Origin of the sequence: Phaeobacter sp. NW0010-22 (assembly GCF_040365955.1) — a bacterium.
Classification (GTDB): Bacteria; Pseudomonadota; Alphaproteobacteria; order Rhodobacterales; family Rhodobacteraceae; genus OMPR01.
This window is the reverse complement of sequence record NZ_BAABWT010000004.1, coordinates 141,860-168,117: the sequence shown is the minus strand read 5'-3', so window position 1 is coordinate 168,117 and position 26,258 is coordinate 141,860. Positions and strand designations below refer to the sequence as shown.

Genomic DNA, 26,258 nt, shown 5'->3' with positions numbered 1-26,258 from the left:
TGAGGCAGGGAAAAGATTGGAATACCTAATGTCCACGACGGCTGGCCTTTGGCTGGCCGTTGTTCTCAGTGGTTTGTATCATGGCTTGAACCCGGGAATGGGGTGGCCGTTGGCGGTATCCTCTGCCTTGATGGAACAACGCCCCGGTGCCCTGTATCGCGCTTTGGGGGCACTGGCGATTGGGCACTTTCTAGCCATGCTGGTGATCCTTTTGCCGCTCTCAGCGATGACGTTGCTGATCCATTACGAGCGTCAGTTGCGCCTTGTCGCTGGCGTTATTGTGGTGGGGCTTGGCCTTTGGTTGCTTATCACACGCAAACATCCTCGCTTTTTGTCCCGCATTCCGCCGACCCGACTGGCGCTGTGGTCTTTTCTGGTGGCTCTGGTGCATGGCGCAGCCTTGATGCTGGTTCCGATCTATCTGGGTCTCTGCCGGATCGAGGAATTGGACCAAGGGCATCGCGCTGCTGCTGATCTGATGGCCCGAAATGCGATGCTGACCCTCGGCGTTGCAGTTCTGCATACTGCAGCGATGTTATTAGCGGGAGGTGGACTGGCTATCGCAGTCCATCGCTGGCTAGGTCTGCAGTTCCTGTCGCGCAGCTGGTTTGATCTCGAAGCGATCTGGGCGCTCAGTCTGATTTTGGTTGGGGGATTAGGGATCTATTCCGCTCTACCTGCCTAGGCAATCGCACGATCCCCGCGCCACCATTTCAAAGCATCCACAAAATCGAATGCGAGAGAGATCGCATCAACAACCAGTAATACCACCAGCACTGTAATGTATGTCGGCCCCATATCGCCCCCATCACGCAACTGACGAAACAAGACAACAACCAAAGGAATCCACAGCAACAGATGCGGTATGGCCATCGCTTTAGACAATCCCTGCTCTCTCAACAAAATAGGAAGGTTGAGAACCATTCCACCAACCGCAAGACTGGCGATAAGCCCCGCTTTGGGTTCTGACAAAAACGCCAAAGGCAGCAGATTCACCGGCATTAAAATTAGCCCCACCCAGATCTGCACCCAAACTGGCAGGCGACGGAAACTGTTCCAGATATTCAGGATCATGCCTCACCTAATTCTTTGAAACGCATAAGCCGCGCATCCAAAGATGCACGGCTTACAATACATATTCACAATGCCCAGACTGTCAGCTTCAGGCGCTTGCTGCCTCGACAGCGCGCTTGGTCATGACAGACACCAAATGTGCACGGTATTCTTTGGTCCCGTGCAGATCCCCGATCATGTTCATCGGATTGATCTTAAGATCCATCAGTGCGTCACCCCGGAACTCTTTGTTCAGGGCTGCTTCAGCCTCGGACCAGCGGAACACTCCTTCTTCAGAAGCACCTGTTACGGCGACGCGCACGCCATCCGCATATTTGGCGACAAAAACACCGACCAGAGCAAACCGCGACGCAGGCTGCAGGAACTTTTGATAGCTCGCCGCCTCGGGCACTGGGAACCGGACGGACGTTACGATTTCGCCCTCGTTCAACGCAGTGGTGAACATACCTTGGAAATAGTCATCTGCAGCGATTTCGCGCGTGTTGGTCACAATCGTTGCGCCCGATCCCAATGCAGCCGCCGGATAGCAGGCTGACGGATCGTTGTTCGCCAAAGATCCCCCAGCTGTTCCGCGATTGCGCACCATCGGATCGCCGATATGACCCGCCAGGTCTGCCAGCGCAGGATACGATTCAGCTGCCCCTGCTGCGACGGCCGCATGCGTGGTGCCACCCCCGACGTTGACAGCGCCATCTTCTACACACACCCCCTGCATTTCAGGGATCGCCGCCAGCGACACCAATTTACTTGGTGATGCCAAACGTTGTTTCAGGGTTGGGATTAGGGTTTGCCCCCCGCCCAACGCCTGCGCATCCTCTTGCCCCAAAGCGGCAACAGCGTCCGCAATGGTCGAGGGCTTTTCAAACTCGAAATTATACATTTCGTCTTCCTTTCCGAAGAGACTGACCTTGGCTCTTCTTCTGGCTATAAATCATGCAGGGCCAGCGAGGGGTCACCCCCTCGCCACATCCCCTCATCTCAACTGTTCATCGCAGCCCAAACGCGTGACGGTGACAGCGGCATATCAATGTGGGTGACATCCTTGCCAGCCGACTGCAGCGCATCCACCACAGCATTCACCACCGATGGGGGCGAGCCAATGGCACCGGCCTCACCGCACCCTTTGACCCCAAGCGGGTTGTGGGTACATGGCGTTTGACAGGAATGATCCACATCGTAGAACGGCACATCATCAGCCCGTGGCATCGCGTAATCCATATAGGAGGCGCTCAGCAACTGACCATCTGCGTCGTAAACAGCCTGCTCCATCAACGCCTGACCGATGCCTTGCGCCAGACCACCATGGACCTGACCAGAAACGATCATTGGGTTGATAACATTGCCGAAATCATCAGCAGCTGCGAACCGTTCAATGGTGACCTTACCCGTTTCAGGATCGACCTCTACTTCGCAGGCATAGGCGCCTGACGGATAGGTAAAGTTCGCTGGATCATAAAACGCAGTCTCTTCGAGACCTGGCTCGATGTCCTCTAACGGATAGTTATGCGGCACATAGGCAGCCAAAGTCACATCGCCCCAAGCCACCGATTTATCGGTCCCCGCTACGCTGAATTGACCATCCTTCAGTTCGATATCCGCATCCGACGCTTCCATCAAATGGGCCGCGATTTTCTTGGCCTTGTTGATGATCTTTTCTGTTGCACGCACCATGGCAGACCCACAAACCGCAATTGAGCGCGATCCATATGTGCCCATGCCAAACGGGATCTTTGAACTGTCACCGTGGACGATATCAATCATCCCCTCGTCAATGCCCAGCATTTCCGCCACAACTTGCGGGAAAGATGTCTCGTGACCCTGACCGTGGCTGTGCGCCCCGACCATGACCGAGATTGACCCGGTCGCGTTCACCCGCACCGTTGCTGCATCATAAAGTCCCGCCCGTGCACCAAGTTGCCCAACAAGGTTGGACGGTGCAATGCCGCAAGCTTCGATATAGCAATTGACACCAAGACCACGCAGTTTGCCATTTTCTTCGGATACGCTCCGACGGGCTTTGAACCCATCAAAATCGCCAATCTCAATCAGCTTATCCATCGTCGCGTTGTAATCACCGGTGTCATATTCCACCGCCACCGGGGTGGCATAGGGGAATTCAGTGATAAAATTCTGACGACGCAGTGCGATCGGGTCAACGCCCAACTCCCGCGCGGCTTTGTCCACCACGCGCTCTAGCTGATAGGTTGCTTCGGGGCGCCCCGCGCCGCGATAGGCATCAACCGGAACTGTGTTGGTAAACACGGCTTTGACGTTCACGTAAACCAACGGGGTCTTATAGTTCCCCGCCATAAGTGTTCCGTGCAGCCAAGTTGGAACCGACGGTGCAAACGTTGAAAGATAAGCCCCCATGTTGGCGTGCGTGTCCGTACGCACAGCAAGGAAGTTGTTATCTGCATCCAACGCCAATTCGATCTTGGTCACATGATCCCGACCATGTGCATCAGACATAAACGCCTCAGACCGGGATGAAGTCCATTTGACCGGGCGGTTGATCGCGCGGGCAGCAAAAGTACAGAACGCTTCTTCGGCATAGTGGAAGATTTTAGTGCCAAATCCGCCACCCACATCAGGGGCGACAACACGCAACTTGTGCTCAGGAATACCCAGAACAAACGCACCCATCAGCAAGCGGATCACATGCGGGTTCTGGCTGGTGGTATGCAGCGTGCTTTCGTCATTGGCGCGATTATATTCGCCAACAGCTACGCGCGGCTCCATCGGATTGGCGATCATCCGGTTATTGACCAGCTCCAACGTGGTGACGTGGGCAGCATTCTTGATCGCCTCGTCTACGGCCTCGCGGTTTTCTTCGACAAAACCCCAGTCATAACACAGGTTCGAAGTCAGATCGTCGTGAACCTTGGTGGCCCCATCGACCAGCGCCGCCTTCATATCAACGACGGCGGGCAGTTCATCAATGTCCAGCTCAATCGCTTCTGCAGCATCGCGGGCCTGTTCCAGACTTTCGGCGACAATCGCTGCAATCGGGTCGCCCACATGGCGCACCTTGCCTTGGGCCAGCACCGGGTGTGCCGGTTCCTGCATTGGCTCGCCATGGCGATCTGTGACCTGCCACCCGCATGGGATGGAGCCGACGCCCTCAAAATCGGCACCGGTAAAGATGCGCACAACACCGGGCATGGCTTTCGCCGCGTCCAAACCGATGGTGTTGATTTTGCCATGTGCCACGTCTGAACGCAGGAAATAGACGTACGTCTGGCGGTGAATATTGATATCGTCGGTATAATTACCTGTTCCGGTCAAAAAGCGAACGTCTTCGCGTCGCTTGGAACTGGCTCCGATGCCACTGTCTTTGGGCATAGCTTGTTCTCCTCCCGTTGTCCCGGTTCCGCCCCATGGCGATCCGGTCGTGGCCTCGGGCGTTTCTCCTCAAAAGCGCCCGCGCCGAATGCGCGTGTTAGGAACGTTACTCTGCAGCGATCGCGCCTACATCCTGACCGGACGCAGCCAAGATCGCTTTGACGATGTTGTGATAGCCCGTACAGCGGCAGATATTGCCTTCGAGGTGCGCGCGCACTTCAGCTTCACTTGGCTTTGGATTGTCTTTCAACAGCGCAGCCGCTGACATCACCATGCCCGGCGTGCAGAATCCGCACTGCAAACCATGGTAGTCCTGAAAGGCCTGCTGAATGGTGTTCATCGTGCCATCTTCAGCAGCCTGGCCCTCAATCGTGCTGATCTCGGCCCCGTCGGCTTCGACGGCCAGCATATTGCACGATTTAACCGCCTCGCCATTAACGTGCACTGTGCAAGCACCGCACTGGCCGGTGTCGCACCCCACATGCGTTCCTGTCAGCGACAGTTGTTCTCGCAAAAAACTGGATAGCAACGTGCGGCCTTCTGCTTCTCCGCTCGCAGCCTGACCGTTCACGGTCATTGAGACCTGTGTCATCTATTCCTCCCCTTATCAAAATCTTGTTGAGGAGAGTAAAACACGCCCCCCTGCATTTGAGAACTAAAACTTTTGACCATTTGGTATAGTTGATTTTTATACAAAATTAGGCTAAAGCGCGCCTCGAGTAAGTAGAGCTCCCGTTGCGTCAACGTGCCTATTGGTGCCGTTTTCCCGCCCGTGGCTGCGGTCGCGTAGGTATTTCTTTGAGCAACCCACCAACACCCATCGCCGCAATATCGCGATCTCGAACGGTCAGACCACAGGCAACCCGGCTCAGCACCCAATCCGCCCCATTCAAGGCCGGCGCGCGCGCGCATCCCGGTAGCCCTATGATTGGACGCGTACCCAACTTGCCTAGAAACAAAAGATTTCCCGGATCCACCGGCATCCCAAACCGTTCAACTTGCCCGCCTGCCAGACGAACGGCACTTGGCGCGACATCTTCGGGGTCGGACGTAGCAGAGCCCGTCAAAATCATCACGAAATCGCCACTGATCCGTTGCACAGCGTCGGCCAATGCATCCGGATCATGGTCAGTGATCTGTATGTCTGCCATAGACATCCCCAAACCTTCGACCCGTGCACTGATCGACCGGATCCCCTTGTCGTTTGAAGGGCCGCCCGGAATGTCAGAAATCACCAATCCCGCCGTTTTGTATATTGGTCGGCGCAAGCGGATCGTATCCAATGCCTCAGCACAGGCTGCGGCGACGTCCCGTTCAGACACTGCGTACGAAATGACCTTGATTGTCGCAACCATGCCACCGGCAGCCATTTGCTGAAACGGGGGCACGGTTGCCACTGTTATCATTGGGTGGACGAGATTGAACCGTTCAATCGCGGCAACATCCAGTTCAACAACACCCGGACCAGCAGCCAGCAAATTGACCCGCCCGGTGAAAGGATCTGTCACCTTTAAATGCGCCATCTCCGGGTCTGCAACAAGGGCAGCAGCCAGTCGGCGCGCGGCCTCATCTTCGTGCAGATCCCCCGGCTCCAACTGGGCCACAACAACCTCTGTGACCCCGGCTGTGCTCAAACGCTCCAGATGTCCGACTGTCAGTGTCACACCTTTGCGCAATCGGCCATCATCGACGGTCACCGAATGCGCCAATATGGCCCCTTCGGCCGCACTTACAGGCAGAGGTCCGAACTTCATGCAAGTATACCTCGTAACACAGCCGTCATCTGCGCCAGAATGGATACCGCAATTTCGGATGGCCCCGCCGCGCCGATATCCAACCCAATCGGGCCATGAATACGGGCGATCTGAGCGGCAGTGAAGCCCGCCTCTTGCATACGATCGACCCGTTTGGCATGAGTGCGCGTTGACCCCAGCGCCCCGATGTAAAACACATCAGCGGCAAGAGCCGCCTGCAACGCTGGATCGTCCAGTTTTGGGTCGTGCGTCAACAACACCAAGGCTGTGCGTGTATCCAGCCCCAGCTTTGCGACCGCCTCATCCGGCCAATCGGTCAGGATACGCTCCCCCGGAAACCGCTGATCCGAGGCAAACGCCTCGCGCGGGTCAACCAAAACAGGATCATACCCGGCAATGCGCGCCATCGGGATCAACGCCTGAGCAATGTGCACCGCCCCAATCACGATCAATCGCAGCGGCGGATTGTGCACTGCAACAAAGGTCGCGCCATCCTCTTCAAACCCCGAGCGATCCATACGCATGCGATCTGGATAGGCTTCTGGAGATTTCAACTCACGGTGTCCTGTTTCGATATTGACCTCGTAAATCACGCCAGTCCGTTTCGCGCGAGCGACAACCAGATCAGCCAACATCGCCTCGCTCATTGCTTTGCCAATCGGTTCGACCAAGACGCGGATGGTTCCGCCACAAGCCAAGCCAACCGCAAACGCATCTTCGTCACTGACCCCGAACTCAAGCAAACGCGCCTCTCCGTCTTCCAGCGCATCCATCGCCTCGACGATCACCGCCCCTTCGACGCATCCGCCTGAAACAGAGCCTTCGATGCGGCCATCTCCGCCAATCACCAATTGCGCTCCAACCCGGCGCGGCGCACTGCCCCAGGTTTGCACAACAGTCGCCAACGCTGCCCCAACGCCCTTACGGTGCCAGGCCAGTGCCGTCTCTGGGCTGTTGTCAAATCGGTCCATGCCAGTCCTCCCACAGGGATCACTCAAAACAAAAAATGTCCGCCTCACCATAGTTGCTTGGCGGACAAAGAAAAGCGGCCCGGTGAATAACACGTATTCACCGGGCCGCGAGCGTGAGGTCTAGACACAATGCACCAGACCCCACTCAAGGGCCCAGGTTCGGGCAAGGACCCTTATTCTGCTGGTTGCGCCTGAGCAGGTGACCCAACGAACCGTTCCGGTAGAGCAAAAGCAACGGCGATAAATCCAAGACCTAGGACCAAGCCCAGAATGTCGCCCGAGATGGCAGTCAGACCATCATATTTTGCCCCCGGAATGGTGCCCAAAGTCACCTTGCCACCCGCGATTTTATCCAGCATCCCCGACGCCTTCCAGCTCGGATAGGTAACCATATAGGCCGCCGCGCCCAACAGACCACCCGCGATAAAGAACAACGCATCCTTGCGCCCCGTCGCAGCCGCAACAATACCTGTGCCGGGACAAAAACCGGACAGTGCCCAACCGGCACCCAACAGCAAACCACCCAGAAAAACGCCAGCATAGGCAGTTTTGACTGACATATGACCCACATCCACAAAACCCAGCATCTGACCACCAAACATCAAAACCGATCCGACACCGATGGCCAAAAGAATAGATTTCGCAAGGTTCAGATTGGTCAGATTCAACATCGCGTTGATATAGGATGGGTTCGAGGCCCCGACCCGATCAAGAACAGCGCCAAAGGCTACACCGATCACGATCGCCAACAAAATAACAGTCATGGCTCAGGCTTCCTTTTTAAACAGCATCAGAGAAACGGGGACAGCGGCAGCAAAGGCCCCAGCCGCGAAAATGTATCCGCTCAGTGCGGTTTGCATCATACCCGACATCATGTGACCGGATGTGCAGCCCCCGGCCAAACGCGCGCCATAGAGCACGACAAACCCCCCGAAAAAGGTCGCCAAATAACGTTTCATCTGGTTGTCACCAAAGTTCACACGCCAAAGGGCGGGCATGATCCGCTCAGGTGCGCTTAGGCCACCACGCGCCATCGCGGACAGAAACCCGCCCACCATCATCGCAACAACAAACACAAAGCTATAATTCAACGGGTTCGAGACCGCCTTGGCGTATTTGCCATTTGATTTCGCAAGATACGCATTGGTCGATGTGTACCCATCGTCGGTTTGTGTCACCAAATTCGGTGAGACGGCATCCGCCACGATCCCATCCAAAATAACAAATTGAGTCGAGACTCCGATCGGCTTGACCAGCAATACAGCAGCAAAGAACACCAGTCCCAGCAGCAGCCCCCCGGTTTTCCAGTTCAACGGCATGTGATTCCCCTTCGCACGTTACATTCAAACGCAAGAATACGTATCACATTCCACTTTCAGAATGATTTAGATCAAACTCAGACTACGGATCTCAATGCAACGGCACAGGACCGAACGCGGCTTCAGCTGGAAATCAACGCCATCAAGCGCGCCTTTTCACCCACATCATCCGGGCGCGAGATCACTTGTGCCAGCTCTTCCAGTGATGCGATCGAATGCCCAGCGCGAAAACTATCGACATGCGGCAACATCGCCATGATGCCACGCGCCTTTGGGGCGAACCCATCCCAACGCAACAATGGATTAAGCCAGATCAGGCGGCGCGCTGATAAATGCAACCGCTCCATTTCACGGCCCAGCGCATCGGGGTCATCCCGATCCAACCCATCTGTGATCAGCAATACAACAGCGCCCTGCCCCATGACCCGGCGTGACCAGTCCCGATTGAAGGCATGCAAGCATTCGCCAATACGCGTGCCACCTTCCCAATCCTGCGCCTCAGCCCCCGCAGCGGACAGCGACGCATCCACATCCCGGTGATCAAGGTGGCGGGTGATGTTCGTCAACCGCGTCCCAAAGGTAAAGGCATGCACCTTGGCCCATCCCGCGCCCTTGGCATTGCTGACCGCGTGCAGGAAGTGCAAAATGATACGGCTGTATTGACTCATAGAACCCGAGATATCGCAAAGCACCACCAGATTGGGCCATCTCGGTTTGGGTGTCAGACGGGCAATGTCATGAATTTCACCGCCTTGACGCATCGAACTGCGCAATGTGCGCCGCCAATCAATACGATGCCCCCGCAAACTGGCCTGCCCGCGTCGCGATGGGATTGGTTTAACCGGGAGAGAGAGCCGTGCCAGCATCCGCTTGGCCTGAGCCACCTCAGCAGTGCTCATCTGTTCGAAATCTAGACTGCGCAGTTTCTCTTCCCGCGACATGGTGAGCGAGGCGTTCACCTTGATCTCGGTGCCCTCTTCCTCTTCTTGATCGGGGGCTTGCGGCACATCACGGTTCGCTCCATCCAACAAGGCCTCGGCAGCGCGCTTTTCGGCAGATTGCGCGTTGCGCTCTTCCTGAACGCCACGCACAGCGGGCAGCATCGCCGCCATCATATGTTCTAGGTATCGTGGGTCCCGCCAATACAGCCGAAAGATCTGACTAAAGACAGCGCGGTGTTCGGGGCGGGTCACGAAACAGGCGTGCAGAGTCCAATAGAAATCACGCTTTTCGGTGAACCCTGCCACCTCAACCGCATGCACCGCATCAATCACCCGCCCCGGACCAATCGGCAATCCAGCCTTGCGCAATGCCCGTGCGAAATGAGTGATGTTTTGCGCCAGCTTTGGCTCGTCTGGTATTTCCAGCGGCAGCTGTTCAGCCATGACTCTTGCTCCCCCTCACGAACCGATGCCCCAGATCGAAACTCACGCGGGTACAAGCGTGGCTTTGGCCTGATCCAAAAGGCGCTTGGCCTCAGAGCCCTGCAATTTCTGAATATCATCCTGATATTTCAAAATTGCCCCCAACGTATCGGCGATGACCTCGGGGCTCAGATTGATCACATCCAAAGCCAACAGGCACTTGGCCCAGTCAATCGTTTCTGCCACCCCCGGCTTTTTGAACAGATCTTCGGTGCGCAGCTTCTGCACAAAGGCAACGATCTCTCGGCTCAGGTTTTCCGCGGCCTCCGGCGCACGCGCATGCAGGATTTCCAGTTCGCGATCAAAGTCAGGATAATCCACCCAGTGATACAGGCATCTGCGTTTCAGCGCGTCGTGCACTTCGCGGGTTCGGTTCGAGGTTAAAATCACAATTGGTGGTTCTGGCGCTTTGATCGTGCCCAGTTCTGGGATCGTGACCTGAAAATCGCTCAATGCTTCTAACAGGAACGCTTCAAAGGGTTCGTCTGTCCGATCCAACTCATCAATCAAAAGAACCGGCGCGCCATTTTCATCTGGCCGCATCGCCTCGAGCAAGGGGCGTTCCACTAAGTATTCATCCGAAAACAATTCAGATTGTAATGCCGCCCGATCCGCCCCACCCGACGCTTCGGCTGTGCGGATCGCCACCATCTGCGCAGGAAAATTCCATTCATAGACTGCTGATGACGCGTCCAGGCCTTCGTAACATTGCAACCGGATCAAGCGCCGCCCCAAAGCCGCGCTCAGCGCCTTGGCGATTTCAGTTTTCCCGACACCGGCCTCTCCCTCTAGAAACAGAGGTCGCCCCAGTTTCAGGGACAAAAAAACCACCGTCGCCAGCGCCCGTCCACAGACATAGCCCTGCGCGGTCAACATGGCCTGCGTGTCATCAATCGTCGTTGGATTTTGCATGCTCGGTCTCCTCGCCCCCTAACAGGCCCCAGACACAGAGCCGCGTCAACCGCCAACAAACCGTTCCGTTCCGGCAACATGCCCCTTGCCGTCACACCAGAGTGATCTTAGCGCAATGTTGACGGATTCAGCCCAAAATGTCATGACTTTGGAAACAAACAGAGCGCAGGCAAATACGCTCGACAGAGGCGGACACCAGTGAAAAGTACAGGTAACAGATACCCCACGTGGGGGAAGACATGCGGATAACAGCGGTAACCTGCATCAAGAACGAAGGACCATTCCTCTTGGAATGGATCGCGTTCAACCGATTGATCGGCGTGACCGATTTCCTGTTTTATTCAAACGATTGTTCCGACGCGAGCGACCGTTTGCTAGACGCTCTGGCAGACCGTGGCATCGTGCAGCACCTGCCCAACCCCGCCGAGGGGCGCAATTATCAAATGGAGGCCCTGAAAGATTCCCGGCAACAGGACGTGGTCTTGAACGCTGACTGGGTTTGGGTTGCCGATGTTGATGAATTCCTAAACATCCATGTGGGCGATCACACCATCCCAGCGCTGATCGAGGCCTGTGGCAACCCACAAACGATCAGCCTGTCGTTTCAGTTTTTCGCCAACGACGGAATCGAAACATTTCAAGATCGCCCGGTCATCGAACAATTCACCCGATCCCATAACCCAGACCTCTGGGGTGGAGAGAGCGCGATCGAAGTCAAGTCGCTGGTCCGGCATGATTTCCCATTGCAATACTATGGGGCACACCGCCCCTTCTTTCGCTCGAAACTGCCGCCCAAGAAGCGCCCCAGCTGGACCGATGGCGCAGGCCGCGATGTGCCCCACCGTTTTCTGGTGGCCGCAAATCCGCGCCGGATCCGAAAGTTCCCGTCTCGGGGCGCACGCGAATTCGCCACACTTAACCACTATGCCCTGCGTAGCCTCGACAGTTATCTGGTAAAAAATGACCGGGGCGATGTGAACCGTGAACACCGTGCCTTTGATGACAGCTATTGGCGCGACCGGAACGACCCTGCTTGGCAGGATCTTAGCATTCATCGCTATCTGCCGGAATTGGAACGTGAATTGCAGGCGTTGAAATCCGACCCTGAGATTGCCGCCCTTCACGAGGAAGCCGTCGCACTACACCGTGCGAAACGTGATGAACTTCTGGTCCAGCCTGCCTATCAAGAGATGCGCGATCACCTGCGGGCAACCTCGACCCTGCCCCCGGCAGAAGAGGCGCTTTTGGAAAAACTCGGTCTTATGTCCGAGGTACCGGCATGAGCCGATTGCGCGTGGTGAATCTGGGTCTGCCGAAATCAGGTACGACAACCTTGGGAAAAGCGCTCAAAAAATCGGGCCTGAAGGTTGCGGATTGGCGTATTCGACGGCTGCAATCCACTGACCCGGATGTGGCGCGTCATTATCTGGGCGATTTGATGTACACCGATTACTTCGCCCACGGCGATCCGTTGCACCGGCTGGATGATTTTGATGCCTTCACCGAAATCAGCGTGGTTCGCTATGGTCAGAACCATTGGCCCCAAATGGATTGGGGCTTGCTCAGTGCCATCATCCGCCACCACCCCGGCACCAAATTCCTCTACAGCCATCGAGATGCGGCACAGCTGGTTGAAAGCATGCAGCGGTGGACCAATCTGGGCAGCAAGCGGTTGCCGGAATTCGGCATTCCCGGCCTGCCTGCCGGGTATGGATCCAAAGCGGAGGAACTGATCTGTTGGGTCGAAGGGCATCGCGCCTTTTGCCATCAGGTCTTTGCCGGAAACCCTAATTTTCTGGAATACGACATATTGGATTCAGAGGCCCCCAAACACATTGGCGATTTCCTGGGGATGAAAATCCGATGGTGGGGTACGGCCAACCCAAATCGGGACTATTTGCTGGAACCAGACGTCCCGAAGACAGATTCAAAAATTGCACACACTGACATTCTGGATGCCGAAGGGCAGGCAAGCTAATGCGTATATTTCTTCATATCGGCCCCGAAGCCGCTGGTGCAAACCGCCTCCAGGACATTCTGAACACCAAACGGGAACAGCTGAAAAGCAAGGGAATACTCTTCCCTCGCAGCCCCGGTGGGCGCAACCACACCCGCCTGTTCATGGCCATCACCGATTCTGATCATGTCGACCCTTTGCGATTCAACCGTGGGTTCGCGGCATCCGACAAACAATACAACCTACTAGCGGATGTTGAGCAAGGCCTCACCCGTGAGATTGAACAGCACAGTCCAGACACGCTGATCCTGTCTGCAGCACAGCTCAGCACCTCATTGTATCGGCCCTCAGAAATCACGCGGCTGCATCAGCTGCTGTCCAAGTTTTCGCAAGACATCACAGTTGTTGCGTTCATTGATGATCCTGCACGCCTGATGATGACCCACTATGGTGATCAGGTGATCGAGGGCCGCGCCACCCCATTGGACCAAGAGCTGGAATTATGCACCGCCCCCAATTGGTGGCAGGCCGCGATCGACACCATGCCGGCAATTGACCCAATGGCGGGTGTGTTTGAAGAAACCCAGGGCCCCGCGTTCTGGCTTGATTTCCCTGCCCTGCAACGCACATGGGAAAACGTGTTCGGAACCGGTAGCCTGCGTTTTCTTCGCTATGATCAAGACCTATTTGGCAGTCGCGAAGCGGTGGACGCAATCACCCGTGCCTTTGACATCCCGTTCAATATTGGCCGCGCAGAAGAAGCCACGCCCGAGGTCCCACCCTCTGCCGCGTCTTTGGCACGGGGCCGTCAATTCAATGAAATGTTGCTGCGGTTTCTAAAGCTCAAAAACAAACATGTGCCGCGTCAGCTGTGGCGTGGGTTGCAAGCGGAACTGCAGATCAACAGTCCCAGCCCTGACCCCACCATGCTGGGAGCCCTGTCCAAACGGTTCGAGGCGGCGAACAGCGCGCTGATGCTGGATCATCAAATGCTGGACGAAGACATTGTACCCAACGGCCCAGCCCAACCTTGGGTCGAAGCGGACCCCGATCGCGGATTCCGCGCATCCCAATACCTGCTGTCTGCTTTGTTTCGCATTCAAAAAGCCACCAAAGAAAAAGCCGAGGAGCGCCGCGCTGAACTTTCGGAGCATCTCATCGCGCCTGTGGTAAAATCCGCGCCCTCTCCACTGCCACAGCACACGGCCGAGACCGTCGCTCCAGCACCGATCAAACCGGCCCCCGCCCCTGTTTCGGAACCGTTTGAACGCCTCACAGCCAGCGCACGCGCATCGATGCCGCCCCAAGCCCTGCCAAATTTGGAAAAACTCAAAACCTCGTCTTTTGCGCCGCATAACCGTTTGGGTGCCGTAGACGAAGAACAGCTTGCCGCCGCTTATACCCCGATTGCCCCGCGCGATCTGCCAAAGAACAATTCAGGCAACGTGATCGTTGGCTGCATGAAGAACGAAGCCCCCTATATCACCGAATGGGTGGCCTATCACCGGGCGATGGGGGTTGATAACTTTCTGATCTACACAAACGATTGTTCCGACGGCACTACCGAAATTCTTGATCGCCTGCAGGACCTTGGCGTTCTCCAACATCGCAACAATGATGAATGGAAGGGCAACTCGCCCCAGCAATACGCGCTCAACCAAGCGCTCAAAGAGCCTGTGATCAAAAACGCGGAATGGATCATCCACATCGATGTTGATGAATTTATCAACGTGCGGACCGGCAACGGCACCTTACAGGATTTCCTAGCCGAGGTTCCCGACGCAACCAACGTTGCCATGACCTGGCGGTTGTTTGGTCACAACGGCGTCACCCATCTGTCGGATGAGCTGGTGATCGATCAATTTGACACCTGCGCCCCAAAATTCTGCCCCAAGCCCCATACGGTTTGGGGCTTCAAAACCATGTTCAAGAACATCGGTGCCTATGAGAAGATCAGCTGCCACCGACCCAACAAACTGGACGATGCGCACCGCGCGCAAGTGCAGTGGGTCAACGGGTCTGGCAAAGACATGACCAAAGAAGCCGCCGACAAAGGCTGGCGCAGCTCCAAGAAATCTATCGGCTATGACCTTATTCAGCTCAATCACTATGCCCTGCGCAGCGCAGAAAGCTATCTGATCAAGCGCCAGCGGGGCCGGGCGTTGCACGTCGATCGCTCCATTGGGTTGAACTACTGGATCCGTATGGATTGGTCTGATTTCCGCGATGTCACCATCAAACGCAACCTGCCCCGCTTGCGCGCTGAATATGACCGCCTGATGCAGGATGACACCTTGCGCGCATGGCATCAAAAAGGATTGGAGTGGCATTTGGCCAAGGCCAAAGAGCTGCACAAAAACCCCGAATTTGAGGATCTGTACCAACAGGCGCTGACCCTTAAGATGACCGAAACAGAGCGCGTCGCCTATGCACTGGCGCTGGATTTGGAAACCTGAGACAGTGGTGCAACCCCTTCTCCCTTTTTCGGGTATCACTGGGTCATGGCGACGACCCAGCTTTGCAATAAGGTCTCGCTGACATGCGCTTTCTTGCTGTTCTGACCGTCCGCAACGAAGCCGCCTTTTTGTTGGAATGGTTGGCCCACCATCAGGCCGTCGGTTTCACCGACTTTCTGGTGTTGTCCAATGACTGTCAGGACGGCACCGACAAGATGTTGGACCGGTTGCAAGAATTGGGGCATCTGACGCACCTGCGCAATGACGGACCCTATGACAAAGCAGGTATCCAGTTTACCGGCCTCAAGATGGCATCCAAACATCGGCTTGCCCGTCAGGCAGATTGGATCCTGCCTCTGGACATCGATGAATTCGTAAATATCAACACCGGGGATGGCACCTTACCCGATTTGTTAACCGCCCTGCCCGATGCCACCGCCATCACTCTGACATGGCGTTTGTTTGGCAATGGTGAAACAGTCCGCTATGAGGATACGCCGGTCACGGAAACATTCACCAAATGTGCCCCGCGGGTGATGCACTGGCCTTGGCGCGCCTCGATGTTCAAATCCTTTTATCGCAATGATGGAACCTATCGAAAACTGGGGGTTCACCGGCCACGCTCACCCGATCCCGACCGCGTTGATGCCGCGCGCTGGTTTGATGGGAATGGGCGCGAGTTAGGCGAGGCGTTTCATACCAAGCGGATCTTTTCCAACTATGGCCGCGACAATTACGAGCTGGTGCAACTGAACCACTATCCGCTTGGCGCAATGGAAAGCTATGTGCTCAAGGCGGATCGCGGGCGCGCCGTGCATTCCGATCACATGCTGGGGGTGGATTATTGGGTTGAACGGAATTTCAATGCCGACACCGACACCTCTATCTCGCGCTATGCCGCCACTAACGCCCCATTACATGATCAACTCACGTCTGATCCCGCATTGGCTCGGCTGCACGACCGTGCTGTGCAATGGCGCAAATCGCGGTTTCAAAAACTTATGGAACAGGAACCGTTTCGCGCCCTGTTTGCGCGCCTGATGATGACCCCGCCTTCGCGGTTGGTGAATGCACAATCCGCCCGTACTCTGACCGGGTTTGCCAACATTGGACGCATGAAGGCCAACCAAGACGGCGATAAAAACGACCCGAAACCGACCTGAGTTTTGCCAAATTTGGCCTTATTTCGCCTCTAGACATGGTTCTCATAACCAGCCCGAAAAGCGGTTGGAGTTTTGAGGACCAGTGCAATGCCGGATGAAAAGAGCAGCATAGATGAGTCGATTGCAGGTTTCCGCAAGGGGATCTGGAAATCCAAACTCCTTGAGCAGGCCGATGCCGAGGGCATGTCCCAGGAATTGGGCGAGCGTCACTTTGCGACCTTTATCGACCGCAGCACCACCCTGATCGTTACCTTCGAAACCCAGCAAGGCATCCGTGCGATGTCCGAAACCCAACAACCGTTTGGGTTTGAACTGGTCAAGGCACAAGATTGGTCGCACCTATGCATCATGTCGGACGGGGACACATGGTTCCGCGATGCCAAGGTCTACGGATTCTTCGACCGCCTGATCGACGATGGCTTTTTCGAAGACTTTGATCACGTTGTATTTTATGGCGCTGGCCCTTGTGGTTATGCGGCGTCGGCCTTTTCGGTCGCCTCGCCCGGCGCCACGGTTGTCGCGATCCAGCCCCAAGCAACGCTCGACCCCCGCATGACCGAATGGGACGACCGTTTTACCGATATGCGCCGAGTGTCTTTCACAGACCGGTATGGCTATGCCCCCGATATGCTGGATGCCGCTAATCGTGCCTATGTTGTGTACGATCCCACCCAAGCGCTGGATGCCATGCACGCCACGTTGTTCAAACGCCCCAATGTAACCCGCCTGCGGATGCGCCACATGGGCGGAGAGCTGCAGTCCCGTTTGCTGGACATGAATCTGCTCTACCGCCTTTTGACGCTGGCAGGCACACAAAAGCTGAACGCACACGCATTCTATCGCCTGTACCGCGCACGTCGGGCCTATCCTCGGTATCTGAAATCCATGGTTGGGCACCTTGATCGTGAGGGTCGCCCCTATTTGAATATGCTGTTGTGTCGCAATGTTCTGTCTCGCATGCCCATGCGGCGCCTGCGCAGAAAGTTGGAAGAACTCGAAAGCAAGGCCAAGGATGGGGCCTTTACCCCCCCCCCACCGCCCGCCGAATAACTCTGAATTCGTGCCAAATTACCGACCCTGCCGCGCGCAGGGTCTTTCCCGTTCTGTCTAGCTGTGCTAGCGCAGCCCCATGACCCAGAGCCTCGTGATCCGCCGCCCCGACGACTGGCACCTGCATCTGCGCGATGGCGCAATGCTGGATGCTGTCCTACCTGAAACCGCTCGCCATTTTGGCCGTGCCATCATCATGCCGAACCTTGTTCCGCCTGTGGTGACCGGCGATCAGGCCGCCGCCTATCGCGACCGTATCCTAGCGGCGCTGCCCGAGGGCATGGCGTTCGAGCCGCTGATGACACTCTATTTGACCGAGTCGACAGACCCGGCAGATGTGGCCGCAGCCCACGCCAATGGTTTGATCAAAGCGGTCAAGCTCTATCCCGCTGGGGCGACCACCAATTCGTCAAGCGGCGTCAGTCATTTCGACAATGTGCGCCCTGTTCTGGAAAAAATGGCCGAAATCGGCCTGCCGCTCTGTGTACATGGCGAAGTAACTGACCACGACATCGACATCTTTGACCGCGAAGCCGTCTTTATCGACCGTGTGTTGGATCCTATCCGCAAATCCACCCCCGGTCTGCGCGTTGTGATGGAACACATCACCACAGCCAATGGTGTGGACTATGTCAAATCGAACGAAACCGATCTGGGCGCGACCATCACCACACACCACTTGATCATCAACCGGAACCACATTCTGGTCGGTGGGATCAAGCCGCATTACTATTGCCTGCCCGTCGCCAAGCGCGAAGAGCACCGTCTGGCCCTTGTGACCGCCGCCACCTCTGGCGATGCGCGCTTCTTCCTTGGAACCGACTCGGCCCCCCACACCGATGCGAACAAAGAAATGGCCTGTGGCTGTGCCGGGTGCTTTACCGCCACCAACACCATGTCCCTGCTGGCCGAGGTCTTTGAAAAGGCGGACGCGCTGGACAATCTCGAAGGGTTTGCCTCGCGCAATGGGCCCGGCTTTTACCGCCTGCCAGTGAATGAGGACACGATCACCCTGACCAAGGGCGATGCCGTCACTTATCCGTCCAAGATCGACACCGCCGATGGTCCCGTCACCGTCTTTGACGCCGGTTTCCCCCTGCACTGGCGCGTCGACTGATCTCGCCTCTTTTCTCTATCCGCTGGGGGTGCCGCGCGCACCTCTGGCACCCAGCCTCAGGATGCCCCGATGATCCCTACATCTTACCCCTCGCCCGAAGAAATGGCTCGCCTCACCGCCCGGATGCTGCTTGAAATCAAAGCTGTCCATTTTAACGCACGCGAACCGTTCACGTTGGCCTCGGGCCTGCCCAGCCCCACCTACATCGATTGCCGCAAGCTGATTTCTTACCCGCGCATCCGCAGTACGCTGATGGATTTCCTGACCGTCACTGTCATGCGCAACGCCGGGTTCGAGGCATTCGACAACATCGCCGGTGGCGAAACTGCGGGCATTCCCTTCTCTGCCTTTGTCGCGGAACGCATGGCGCTGCCCATGACCTATGTGCGCAAAAAGCCCAAAGGCTATGGCCGCAACGCCCGTATCGAAGGTGTCATGACCGAAGGCGAGCGCGTGCTGCTGGTAGAAGATCTGACCACCGATGGCGGATCAAAGCTGTCGTTTGTGGATGCCATCCGCGAAACCGGTGCCACCTGTGGCCACACGGCTGTGATCTTTTACTACGGCATCTTCCCAGAGACTGAAAAGACACTGGGTGACCACGGCGTGCAATTGCACCACCTGTGCACTTGGTGGGATGTTCTGGCCGAAGCCAAGACCCAAGGTGCGTTTGACGCCGAAACCTTGACCGAGGTCGAATCCTTCCTCAACGATCCGCGCGCTTGGCAAGACGCCAACAAAGCCTGATCTGCGAACAAAAAGAAACGTGGCGGAGTTTTGCCGCCATTTTTCTGGATGCAGCCACAAGATATTGACGGATTGGCTTGATTTCCTGCATCATACAGGAGACCAAGATATGCACAGCCTATCCACAGAAACATACAATTTGTGTGCTCGGCAGGCGCTGCGCTAGAACAGCGACCCAAGGGGCGATGGGGACACTATGAACGATATCAGCACGATTCCGGCCGTTGCAGGGCAACAGGCACCAGCAGCGATTCAAAACCCCGATACCATGCCGCATTCGGTCGAAGCCGAGCAGCAATTGCTGGGTGCGATTCTGACCAATAACGATCTGTATGACCGTGTAGCCTCGGTCATCACGTCGCAACATTTCTATGACCCCGTCCACGCCCGCATCTACGAAGTGGCCGCCGCCCGTATCGCGAAAAACGCCCTCGCCTCACCCGTTACGCTCAAGGCATTTATGGCCGATGATGCGGGTCTGAATGAAATCGGCGGCGCGGCCTATCTGGTCAATCTGGCGGGCGCGTCAATCAGTGCCTTTGCTGTGCGTGACTACGCCCAGATGATCTATGATCTGGCGATCCGACGCGAATTGATCCGCCTTGGGCGCGATATTTCCGACAAAGCGGGCCGGGTGGATGTCGCCTCCGAGCCCAAAGAACAAATCGTAGAAGCCGAGCAGCAACTTTATAAGCTATCCGAGCAGGGCCAGACCGAGAGCGGGTTCAAATCCTTTCTCAAGGCCGTCACCGAAGCCGTGAACGTCACCAACGAAGCCTATCAGCGTGGCGGCGGCATGGCGGGAATCTCAACCGGTCTGGCCGACCTCGATAAACAGCTTGGAGGCTTGCACCCCTCTGACCTATTAATTCTCGCAGGTCGTCCCTCGATGGGGAAAACCTCGCTCGCGACCAACATCGCCTTTAACGTGGCCAAAGCCTACAAGCGCGGCATCAAACCCGATGGGTCCGAGGGAGCAGTTGATGGGGGTGTTGTCGGATTCTATTCCCTGGAAATGAGCGCCGAACAGCTGGCTGGTCGTATCCTGTCCGAGGCTTCTGAAATCAGCTCTCACAAAATCCGTCAGGGCGACATGACCGAAGGTGAGTTTCGACGTTTCGTCAATGCTGCCAAAGACTTGGAAGCCTGTCCCCTGTTCATCGACGACACGCCCGCCCTGCCCATCGCGCAGCTGGCTGCACGGGCCCGTCGCCTGAAAAGAACCCATGGTCTCGACCTTTTGGTCATCGACTATTTGCAGCTCTGCCGCGGGACCGCTGAAAACCGGGTCAACGAAATCGGCGAGATTTCCATGGGCATGAAGGCGATCGCCAAGGAACTGCAAATCCCGGTCGTCGCCTTGTCCCAGCTGTCGCGTCAGGTGGAAAACCGGGAAGATAAACGCCCGCAGCTGTCTGACCTTCGGGAATCAGGTTCGATCGAACAGGATGCGGATGTCGTGATGTTCGTCTACCGCGAGGAATATTATAAAGAGCGTGAAAAGCCCGGTGATCACGAGCTGGACAAGATGGAAGAATGGAAAGCCGCGATGGAGCGGTTACATGCCAAAGCCGAAGTCATTGTCGGTAAACAGCGTCACGGTCCCATCGGCACCGTCGAGTTGTCATTCGAGGCCCAGTTCACCCGCTTTGGCAATCTCGCCAAGGCATGGCAGCAGGGTCAAGCTGACGACGGGTATTGATATGATCCGCCGCCTGCACACGCGCCGCGCCCTTTTGGGCCGAGCCATTGCAGCGGCTGCGCTCACGTTCGGAGGACCGCGCATGGCCCTGTCAAACACAGGCTTTCGCGTTCCCCCCGAGGAATTGCGTCACCAACGCACCTTTATGCAATGGCCCGTCATCAAACAGGTTTACGGGCGCGGCCGGTTCTTGCGCGATGTACAGGCTACGATTGCTGAAATTGCAAACACAATCGCTGAATTTGAACCCGTCACAATGTTGGCGCCCCCCGCTCACCATTCAAGTGCGCGCAAACTGCTCTCAAATTCTGTCACCCTCTGGGACATCCCCACCGATGACCTGTGGTGTCGCGATTCTGGGCCTCTGTTTGCTAAAAACGCAACGGGGCAACTTGCTGTTCATGGCGTGAACTTCAATGGCTGGGGCGGTCGATATCCCCTGCGCAACGACGAACACATCGCCATACGAGTCGCAGACCGGCTGGGCCTGCCCTATGTGGACAGCGGCCTAGTAGGCGAGCCGGGTGGGGTCGAATCTGACGGCCACGGCCTCTTGATGGCAAATGAAAGCAGTTGGGTGAATTCGAACCGCAATCCCGGGCTCAGTCGCGAAGAAATCGAACGCCGCCTACTCACCGCTTATGGCGCGGACAAAATGATCTGGGGCAAAGGTGTCAAAGGCCAAGATGTCACCGATGACCACATCGACGGGTTGGCCCGCTTTACCGGCAAGGGTCAGGTCCTCATGATGCTGGATCCAGAGCCCCTGCAAAATGATCCTTACAGCAAATCAGCCTACGCTCTTCGCAAGCGGCTCATCGATGCTGGATTATCGGTCGAAACCATCACACCGGGATACGACGGACGTATTCGGGACGTCGACGCGATGAGCACCTATCCCAACTACTACGTCTGCAATGGCGCAGTCATTGCCTCACATACCGGGGATTCCTATGCAGACCCCCGCGCCCGCGATGCCCTGTCCAGTCATTACCCAGGCCGAGAAATCATCATGCTCAACACCGATGTTTTGGGCGAACTCGGTGGGGGCATTCACTGCGCCACGCAGCAAATGCCAGCTTAAGTCCCCAAGGCGCAAAAGCCAGATTGACAAACCGCCTGTACACAGACCAGATGCAGTCATGAATATGGTCCCTTTCATTTCTCTGGTGGTTCTTGAACGCCACTCCGAGCATCGCCGGAAACGCTTCGAAGGATAGCGAGGCTTTGTTGCCTTTTCTTCCTGTCAACAAAGCGAGACCAAAATGACCGAATTCACCGAAATCCCCGTCATCCGACTGGGCGACCGACCCGATTCCGAAATAGCTGCCGACTTCCGTGCCGCCTATGGCACCACCGGATTTGGCTATGTTCAGGACCATGGCGTCGACCCTGCATTGATCGAGGCCGTCTTTGACGCCTCGGCCCGCTTTCACGCCTTGCCGCTTGAGGCCAAGATGCAGGTTGCTGTTGATCGCTCCCATCGCGGCTACATTCCGATCAACAGCTCAACGGATGTCAATTCGACCCTGGCCGATGTCACCAAACCAAACCAATCCGCCAGCTTCATGATGATGCGCGAAGACGCAGCTGCGGACCCGGCGACCTATCTGTCTGGCCCAAACCAGTGGCCCGATCTTGAGGGGTTCCGTCCTGCGCTCGAAGCCTACAGCGCCGCCATGTGTGATTTAGGTCGCCGGCTGATGAGCATCGCACTGCAAGCCGCTGAAATCACAGATACATCTATCCTATCTGCATTCGACACGCCCACTACATGGTTGCGCCTGCTGCACTATCCACCGCAGCCCGCAACTAGCGCCGGTGATCTTTACGGGTCTGCGCCACATACGGATTTCGGCTGTCTCACGCTGCTGGTGCAAGACGATGTCGGGGGATTGCAGGTCAAAACCCCAGCGGGTCATTGGGTCGACGTGCCCAAACGCGACGGCACCTTTGTGGTCAATGTGGGCGACATGCTTAACCGGATGAGCAATGGACGGCTCCTGTCCACGCCGCATCGGGTCATTAACCGATCAGGCCGTGAACGCTACAGCTGTCCCTTCTTCTATGATCCACACGTTCAGACCGTCATCGAACCCTTGCCGGGCACGGGTACACCCCGCTTTGAACCACAAATTTTCGGGGATTTCCTGCGGGGTGAGCTTGAAGCCGCCTATGAGGCACATAAACCCGTGCTAAAATAGAGGATTTCCCCCTTGACCTGATGCCTGCCCCTCGCAACAACGGCGCATGAGCACAGCACACCTGACGATTGACCTAAATGCGCTCGCCGATAACTGGCGGGCGCTTGACGCAAAAACCTCTGTCGAGACCGCCGCGGTGGTCAAGGCCGATGGCTATGGCTTGGGCGCGGATCGCGCTGCCAAGGCCCTGACCCGGGCGGGCGCGCGCAAATTCTTTGTTGCCGCCGCCGAAGAAGGCATCGCTGTGCGCGACGCTGTTGGGCCCGGCCCTGTGGTGTCTGTGTTTTCCGGACATATGGAAGGCGACGCGGCGCTGTTGCGCGATTATGACCTTACACCGATGATCAATTCGGTCGATCAAATGCTGCGCCATGTGGAACAGCTGCCACACCACAGCTTTGGTATCCAACTAGACAGCGGCATGAACCGGCTCGGAATTGAACCCGCCGAATGGACTGCCCTGCGCGACATAGCTCTGCGCCAGATGCCAACCCTCATCATGTCTCATTTGGCCTGCGCGGATGATCCAGATCATCCGATGAACCAGCAACAATTACAGACCTTCAAAGGCATGACCGCTGATATCAGCGTACCTTTGTCGCTGGCCGCAACGGGGGGCCTGTTGCTGGGTCCTGACTATCACTTTGATCTCTGCCGCCCCGGCGTGGGTCTCTATGGCGGTGAACCTTATGACGAGGCTAAGGCCGTCGTCACCTTGGATTTGCCTGTTATACAGGTGCGCGATCTGGAAATTGGGGAAACCGTTGGTTATTCCAACATTTGGCAGGCCAAACGTCCCTCGCGCATCGCCACCGTAGCCGCTGGATATGCCGATGGGCTGATCCGGGCAATTGGCTCCGGGATCGAAGTTTACGCCGACGACACGCCCTGTCCGGTCGTGGGGCGGGTTTCGATGGATCTGATCACGGTCGATGTTACCGATCTGGACGCCGTTCCCGACAGTCTGCAAATGTTGAACCGACTTCAGACCGTCGATGATCTGGCCGAGGCAGCCGACACGATCGGCTACGAAATCCTGACCTCACTGGGCGGGCGCTACAAACGGAGCTATCTGGGATGAACCCTCTGGCGATCTTGGCGCGGCTCGGGGCTGCGGTCCTGTCGATACTGGCGGTTTTTGGGCGCGTGGCGATCTTTGCCTTTGGCGCTCTGACCCACATTGTCCGCCCGCCCTATTACCCGCGCGAATTCGCCCATGCCCTGCTCAACATCGGCTGGTTGTCCCTGCCTGTTGTTGGCCTGACCGCAATTTTCACCGGCGGTGCCTTGGCTTTGCAAATCTACGCAGGTGGCGCGCGCTTCAATGCCGAAGCGGTTGTACCCCAAATCGTCGCCATTGGTATGGTGCGCGAACTTGGCCCCGTTCTCGTGGGCTTGATGATTGCCGCGCGCGTGACCTCCTCCATCGCTGCCGAAATCGCGACCATGAAGGTAACCGAGCAGATAGATGCGCTGGTCACCCTGTCGACCCACCCGATGAAATACCTTGTCGCACCACGGGTTCTAGCCGCTTTGCTGACCGTACCCGTGCTTGTGGGCATCGGCGATATCATTGGCATCGCAGGCGGTTATACCGTTGCCGTCAAAAATCTTGGCTTCAACTCAGCCGCCTACCTGCAAAACACTGTCGATTTCCTCGAAACACGGGACATCGTATCATCGCTGGTCAAAGGCGCTGCCTTTGGCGTCATCGCCTCGATCATGGGGTGCTATTACGGCATGAATTCCGGCCGCGGCGCACAGGGTGTGGGCCGCGCCACAAAATCCTCAGTCGAAGCCGCCGCCGTCCTGATCCTTGCGGCTAACTTTGTCCTCACCGGAGTGTTCTTTTCCCTATGACCCGACTGACCCTTACCGCATTGACGCTCTGTTTGACCCTGCCACACGCCGCTTTGGCCCAGGATGCTCTGCTCCAGGAATTCAACACCTCCCGGCTTGAAACCACCATGGGCTTTGATCAAGAGCTCCAACACGTGGCGTTCAAATTCCTCAATGGCAAAACCAAGGCCGAAGCCGAGGCTTTCCTGCACGGTGAAAAATTCCGCTGCTTTGAAAACGTCTGTGAGCGGGTGATCTTAGACAAAGAAACCTCGCACGACATCAATAACAGCAGTGATCCGAACAAAGGTCAGGTGTTCGGTCTGCGCCACACCGCGCGCGCCACCTTCTCGATTGAACTGCTGGCCGAGGTCATCAAAATGCCCCAGGATCTGCGCGCCAACTTCCGCTATGAGATTGGCAAGGTGCCATGGCACCGTCGCCCCAAAGATTCCGATTTCACGGTGCGCTATGATTAAGCTGGACTCAGTCTATAAATCCTTTGGCGACAACCACGTCCTGCGCGGCACATCGCTTGAGATCGCCCAAGGCACATCCATGGTCATCATCGGCGGCTCTGGCACCGGGAAATCCGTGGCGCTGAAATCCGTGTTGGGTCTGATCACCCCGGATGCGGGCAAGATCTATGTGAATGGCAAAGACGCCAGCAAAGGCGACCGCGACGCGTTTCTGGCGCGCTTTGGTATGCTGTTTCAGGGCGGCGCGCTGTTTGACTCCCTGCCCGTCTGGCAGAACGTGGCCTTCCGCCTGCTCCGCGGCTCGCTCAAACGCCCACAGGCCGAAGCCCGTGAAATCGCCATTGAAAAACTACGGCGCGTGGGTCTGAAACCCGATGTGGCCGACCGCCTGCCCGCCGAGCTGTCGGGTGGTATGCAAAAACGCGTCGGTCTGGCCCGCGCCATCGCCGCTGAGCCCGAGATCATCTTTTTTGACGAACCCACCACCGGCCTTGATCCCATCATGTCCGGCGTCATCAACGACCTGATCCGCGAAATCGTCGTCGAAATGGGCGCCACCGCCATGACCATCACCCACGACATGTCATCCGTGCGCGCCATCGCCGACAACGTCGCCATGCTGCACGACGGCGTGATCCAATGGACCGGCCCCGTCGCCGACATGGACGCCTCGGGCGATCCCTATCTCGATCAATTCATCCACGGTCGCGCAGAAGGGCCAATCGAGGCAGTGCGGTAGGCAATTTCA

Annotated in this window: 25 protein-coding genes; 15 read left to right on the top strand and 10 right to left on the bottom strand. The window is 56.7% G+C overall.

Annotated features, from left to right (window positions below; all coding sequences use genetic code 11):
* Positions 1–28: 28 nt before the first annotated feature.
* Positions 29–685, top strand: coding sequence for a hypothetical protein (locus ABWV33_RS10205; protein WP_121996956.1), 657 nt, complete (start codon positions 29–31; stop codon positions 683–685).
* On the opposite strand, the gene ABWV33_RS10200 is transcribed toward ABWV33_RS10205, so the two are convergent.
* The 10 genes from ABWV33_RS10200 to ABWV33_RS10155 all read right to left on the bottom strand — a co-directional run bounded on the left by ABWV33_RS10200 (position 682) and on the right by ABWV33_RS10155 (position 10,796).
* On the bottom strand, positions 682–1,074 hold the full coding sequence (locus tag ABWV33_RS10200) for a hypothetical protein (protein ID WP_353330535.1): 393 nt from the start codon (positions 1,072–1,074) through the stop codon (positions 682–684). The genes ABWV33_RS10205 and ABWV33_RS10200 overlap by 4 nt on opposite strands.
* Positions 1,075–1,162: 88 nt before the next feature.
* Positions 1,163–1,954, bottom strand: coding sequence for an FAD binding domain-containing protein (locus ABWV33_RS10195; protein WP_353330533.1), 792 nt, complete (start codon positions 1,952–1,954; stop codon positions 1,163–1,165).
* A 98-nt stretch (positions 1,955–2,052) separates the two neighbouring features.
* Positions 2,053–4,416 (bottom strand): xanthine dehydrogenase family protein molybdopterin-binding subunit, encoded by a 2,364-nt coding sequence (locus tag ABWV33_RS10190; RefSeq protein WP_353330531.1) that lies wholly within the window; start codon positions 4,414–4,416, stop codon positions 2,053–2,055.
* A 106-nt stretch (positions 4,417–4,522) separates the two neighbouring features.
* Entirely contained in the window at positions 4,523–5,008 is a 486-nt protein-coding gene (locus ABWV33_RS10185; RefSeq protein ID WP_113824555.1) for a (2Fe-2S)-binding protein, read from the bottom strand.
* 157 nt (positions 5,009–5,165) lie between these two features.
* Positions 5,166–6,170: a molybdopterin-binding protein gene (locus ABWV33_RS10180; RefSeq protein WP_353330529.1), complete on the bottom strand. Its 1,005-nt coding sequence runs from the start codon at positions 6,168–6,170 to the stop codon at positions 5,166–5,168.
* Positions 6,167–7,141 (bottom strand): XdhC family protein, encoded by a 975-nt coding sequence (locus ABWV33_RS10175; protein WP_353330527.1) that lies wholly within the window; start codon positions 7,139–7,141, stop codon positions 6,167–6,169. The genes ABWV33_RS10180 and ABWV33_RS10175 overlap by 4 nt, the downstream gene beginning before the upstream one ends.
* A gap of 173 nt (positions 7,142–7,314) precedes the next feature.
* Positions 7,315–7,905, bottom strand: a complete 591-nt coding sequence (locus ABWV33_RS10170; RefSeq protein ID WP_353330525.1) for a DUF6691 family protein — start codon at positions 7,903–7,905, stop codon at positions 7,315–7,317.
* Between the two features lie 3 nt (positions 7,906–7,908).
* Positions 7,909–8,460, bottom strand: coding sequence for a YeeE/YedE thiosulfate transporter family protein (locus ABWV33_RS10165; RefSeq protein WP_353330523.1), 552 nt, complete (start codon positions 8,458–8,460; stop codon positions 7,909–7,911).
* A gap of 122 nt (positions 8,461–8,582) precedes the next feature.
* Positions 8,583–9,845 (bottom strand): vWA domain-containing protein, encoded by a 1,263-nt coding sequence (locus ABWV33_RS10160; protein WP_353330521.1) that lies wholly within the window; start codon positions 9,843–9,845, stop codon positions 8,583–8,585.
* 42 nt (positions 9,846–9,887) lie between these two features.
* Positions 9,888–10,796 (bottom strand): AAA family ATPase, encoded by a 909-nt coding sequence (locus tag ABWV33_RS10155; RefSeq protein WP_353330519.1) that lies wholly within the window; start codon positions 10,794–10,796, stop codon positions 9,888–9,890.
* Positions 10,797–11,035: 239 nt separating this feature from the next.
* Here ABWV33_RS10155 and ABWV33_RS10150 point away from each other — a divergent pair, with 239 nt between their 5' ends.
* The 14 genes from ABWV33_RS10150 to ABWV33_RS10085 all read left to right on the top strand — a co-directional run bounded on the left by ABWV33_RS10150 (position 11,036) and on the right by ABWV33_RS10085 (position 26,249).
* Positions 11,036–12,079 carry a glycosyltransferase family 2 protein gene (locus ABWV33_RS10150; protein ID WP_353330517.1) on the top strand — a complete coding sequence of 348 codons (1,044 nt, stop codon included), beginning with the start codon at positions 11,036–11,038 and terminating at the stop codon, positions 12,077–12,079.
* Entirely contained in the window at positions 12,076–12,774 is a 699-nt protein-coding gene (locus tag ABWV33_RS10145) for a sulfotransferase family protein (protein ID WP_353330515.1), read from the top strand. The genes ABWV33_RS10150 and ABWV33_RS10145 overlap by 4 nt, the downstream gene beginning before the upstream one ends.
* Positions 12,774–15,209, top strand: a complete 2,436-nt coding sequence (locus ABWV33_RS10140) for a glycosyltransferase family 2 protein (RefSeq protein ID WP_353330514.1) — start codon at positions 12,774–12,776, stop codon at positions 15,207–15,209. Before ABWV33_RS10145 ends, ABWV33_RS10140 begins: the two co-directional genes overlap by 1 nt.
* Before the next feature lie 83 nt (positions 15,210–15,292).
* Positions 15,293–16,372: a glycosyltransferase family 2 protein gene (locus ABWV33_RS10135; RefSeq protein ID WP_353330512.1), complete on the top strand. Its 1,080-nt coding sequence runs from the start codon at positions 15,293–15,295 to the stop codon at positions 16,370–16,372.
* Positions 16,373–16,459: 87 nt separating this feature from the next.
* Positions 16,460–17,422 carry a phosphoadenosine phosphosulfate reductase gene (locus ABWV33_RS10130; protein WP_353330510.1) on the top strand — a complete coding sequence of 321 codons (963 nt, stop codon included), beginning with the start codon at positions 16,460–16,462 and terminating at the stop codon, positions 17,420–17,422.
* Between the two features lie 79 nt (positions 17,423–17,501).
* Positions 17,502–18,539, top strand: coding sequence for a dihydroorotase (gene pyrC, locus ABWV33_RS10125; RefSeq protein ID WP_353330508.1), 1,038 nt, complete (start codon positions 17,502–17,504; stop codon positions 18,537–18,539).
* A gap of 69 nt (positions 18,540–18,608) precedes the next feature.
* Entirely contained in the window at positions 18,609–19,286 is a 678-nt protein-coding gene (locus ABWV33_RS10120; protein WP_353330506.1) for an orotate phosphoribosyltransferase, read from the top strand.
* 196 nt (positions 19,287–19,482) lie between these two features.
* Entirely contained in the window at positions 19,483–20,988 is a 1,506-nt protein-coding gene (locus ABWV33_RS10115) for a replicative DNA helicase (protein ID WP_353330504.1), read from the top strand.
* 1 nt (position 20,989) lies between these two features.
* Complete coding sequence (locus tag ABWV33_RS10110; protein ID WP_353330503.1) at positions 20,990–22,072, top strand: agmatine deiminase family protein; 1,083 nt, start codon at positions 20,990–20,992, stop codon at positions 22,070–22,072.
* 181 nt (positions 22,073–22,253) lie between these two features.
* Entirely contained in the window at positions 22,254–23,192 is a 939-nt protein-coding gene (locus ABWV33_RS10105) for an isopenicillin N synthase family dioxygenase (protein ID WP_353330501.1), read from the top strand.
* Positions 23,193–23,238: 46 nt separating this feature from the next.
* Positions 23,239–24,273, top strand: a complete 1,035-nt coding sequence (gene alr / locus ABWV33_RS10100) for an alanine racemase (RefSeq protein ID WP_353330499.1) — start codon at positions 23,239–23,241, stop codon at positions 24,271–24,273.
* Positions 24,270–25,052, top strand: a complete 783-nt coding sequence (locus ABWV33_RS10095; RefSeq protein ID WP_113824572.1) for an MlaE family ABC transporter permease — start codon at positions 24,270–24,272, stop codon at positions 25,050–25,052. The genes alr and ABWV33_RS10095 overlap by 4 nt, the downstream gene beginning before the upstream one ends.
* Positions 25,049–25,510: a hypothetical protein gene (locus ABWV33_RS10090; RefSeq protein ID WP_353330497.1), complete on the top strand. Its 462-nt coding sequence runs from the start codon at positions 25,049–25,051 to the stop codon at positions 25,508–25,510. The genes ABWV33_RS10095 and ABWV33_RS10090 overlap by 4 nt, the downstream gene beginning before the upstream one ends.
* Entirely contained in the window at positions 25,503–26,249 is a 747-nt protein-coding gene (locus tag ABWV33_RS10085) for an ABC transporter ATP-binding protein (RefSeq protein WP_353330495.1), read from the top strand. Before ABWV33_RS10090 ends, ABWV33_RS10085 begins: the two co-directional genes overlap by 8 nt.
* The last annotated feature ends 9 nt before the right edge of the window (positions 26,250–26,258 follow it).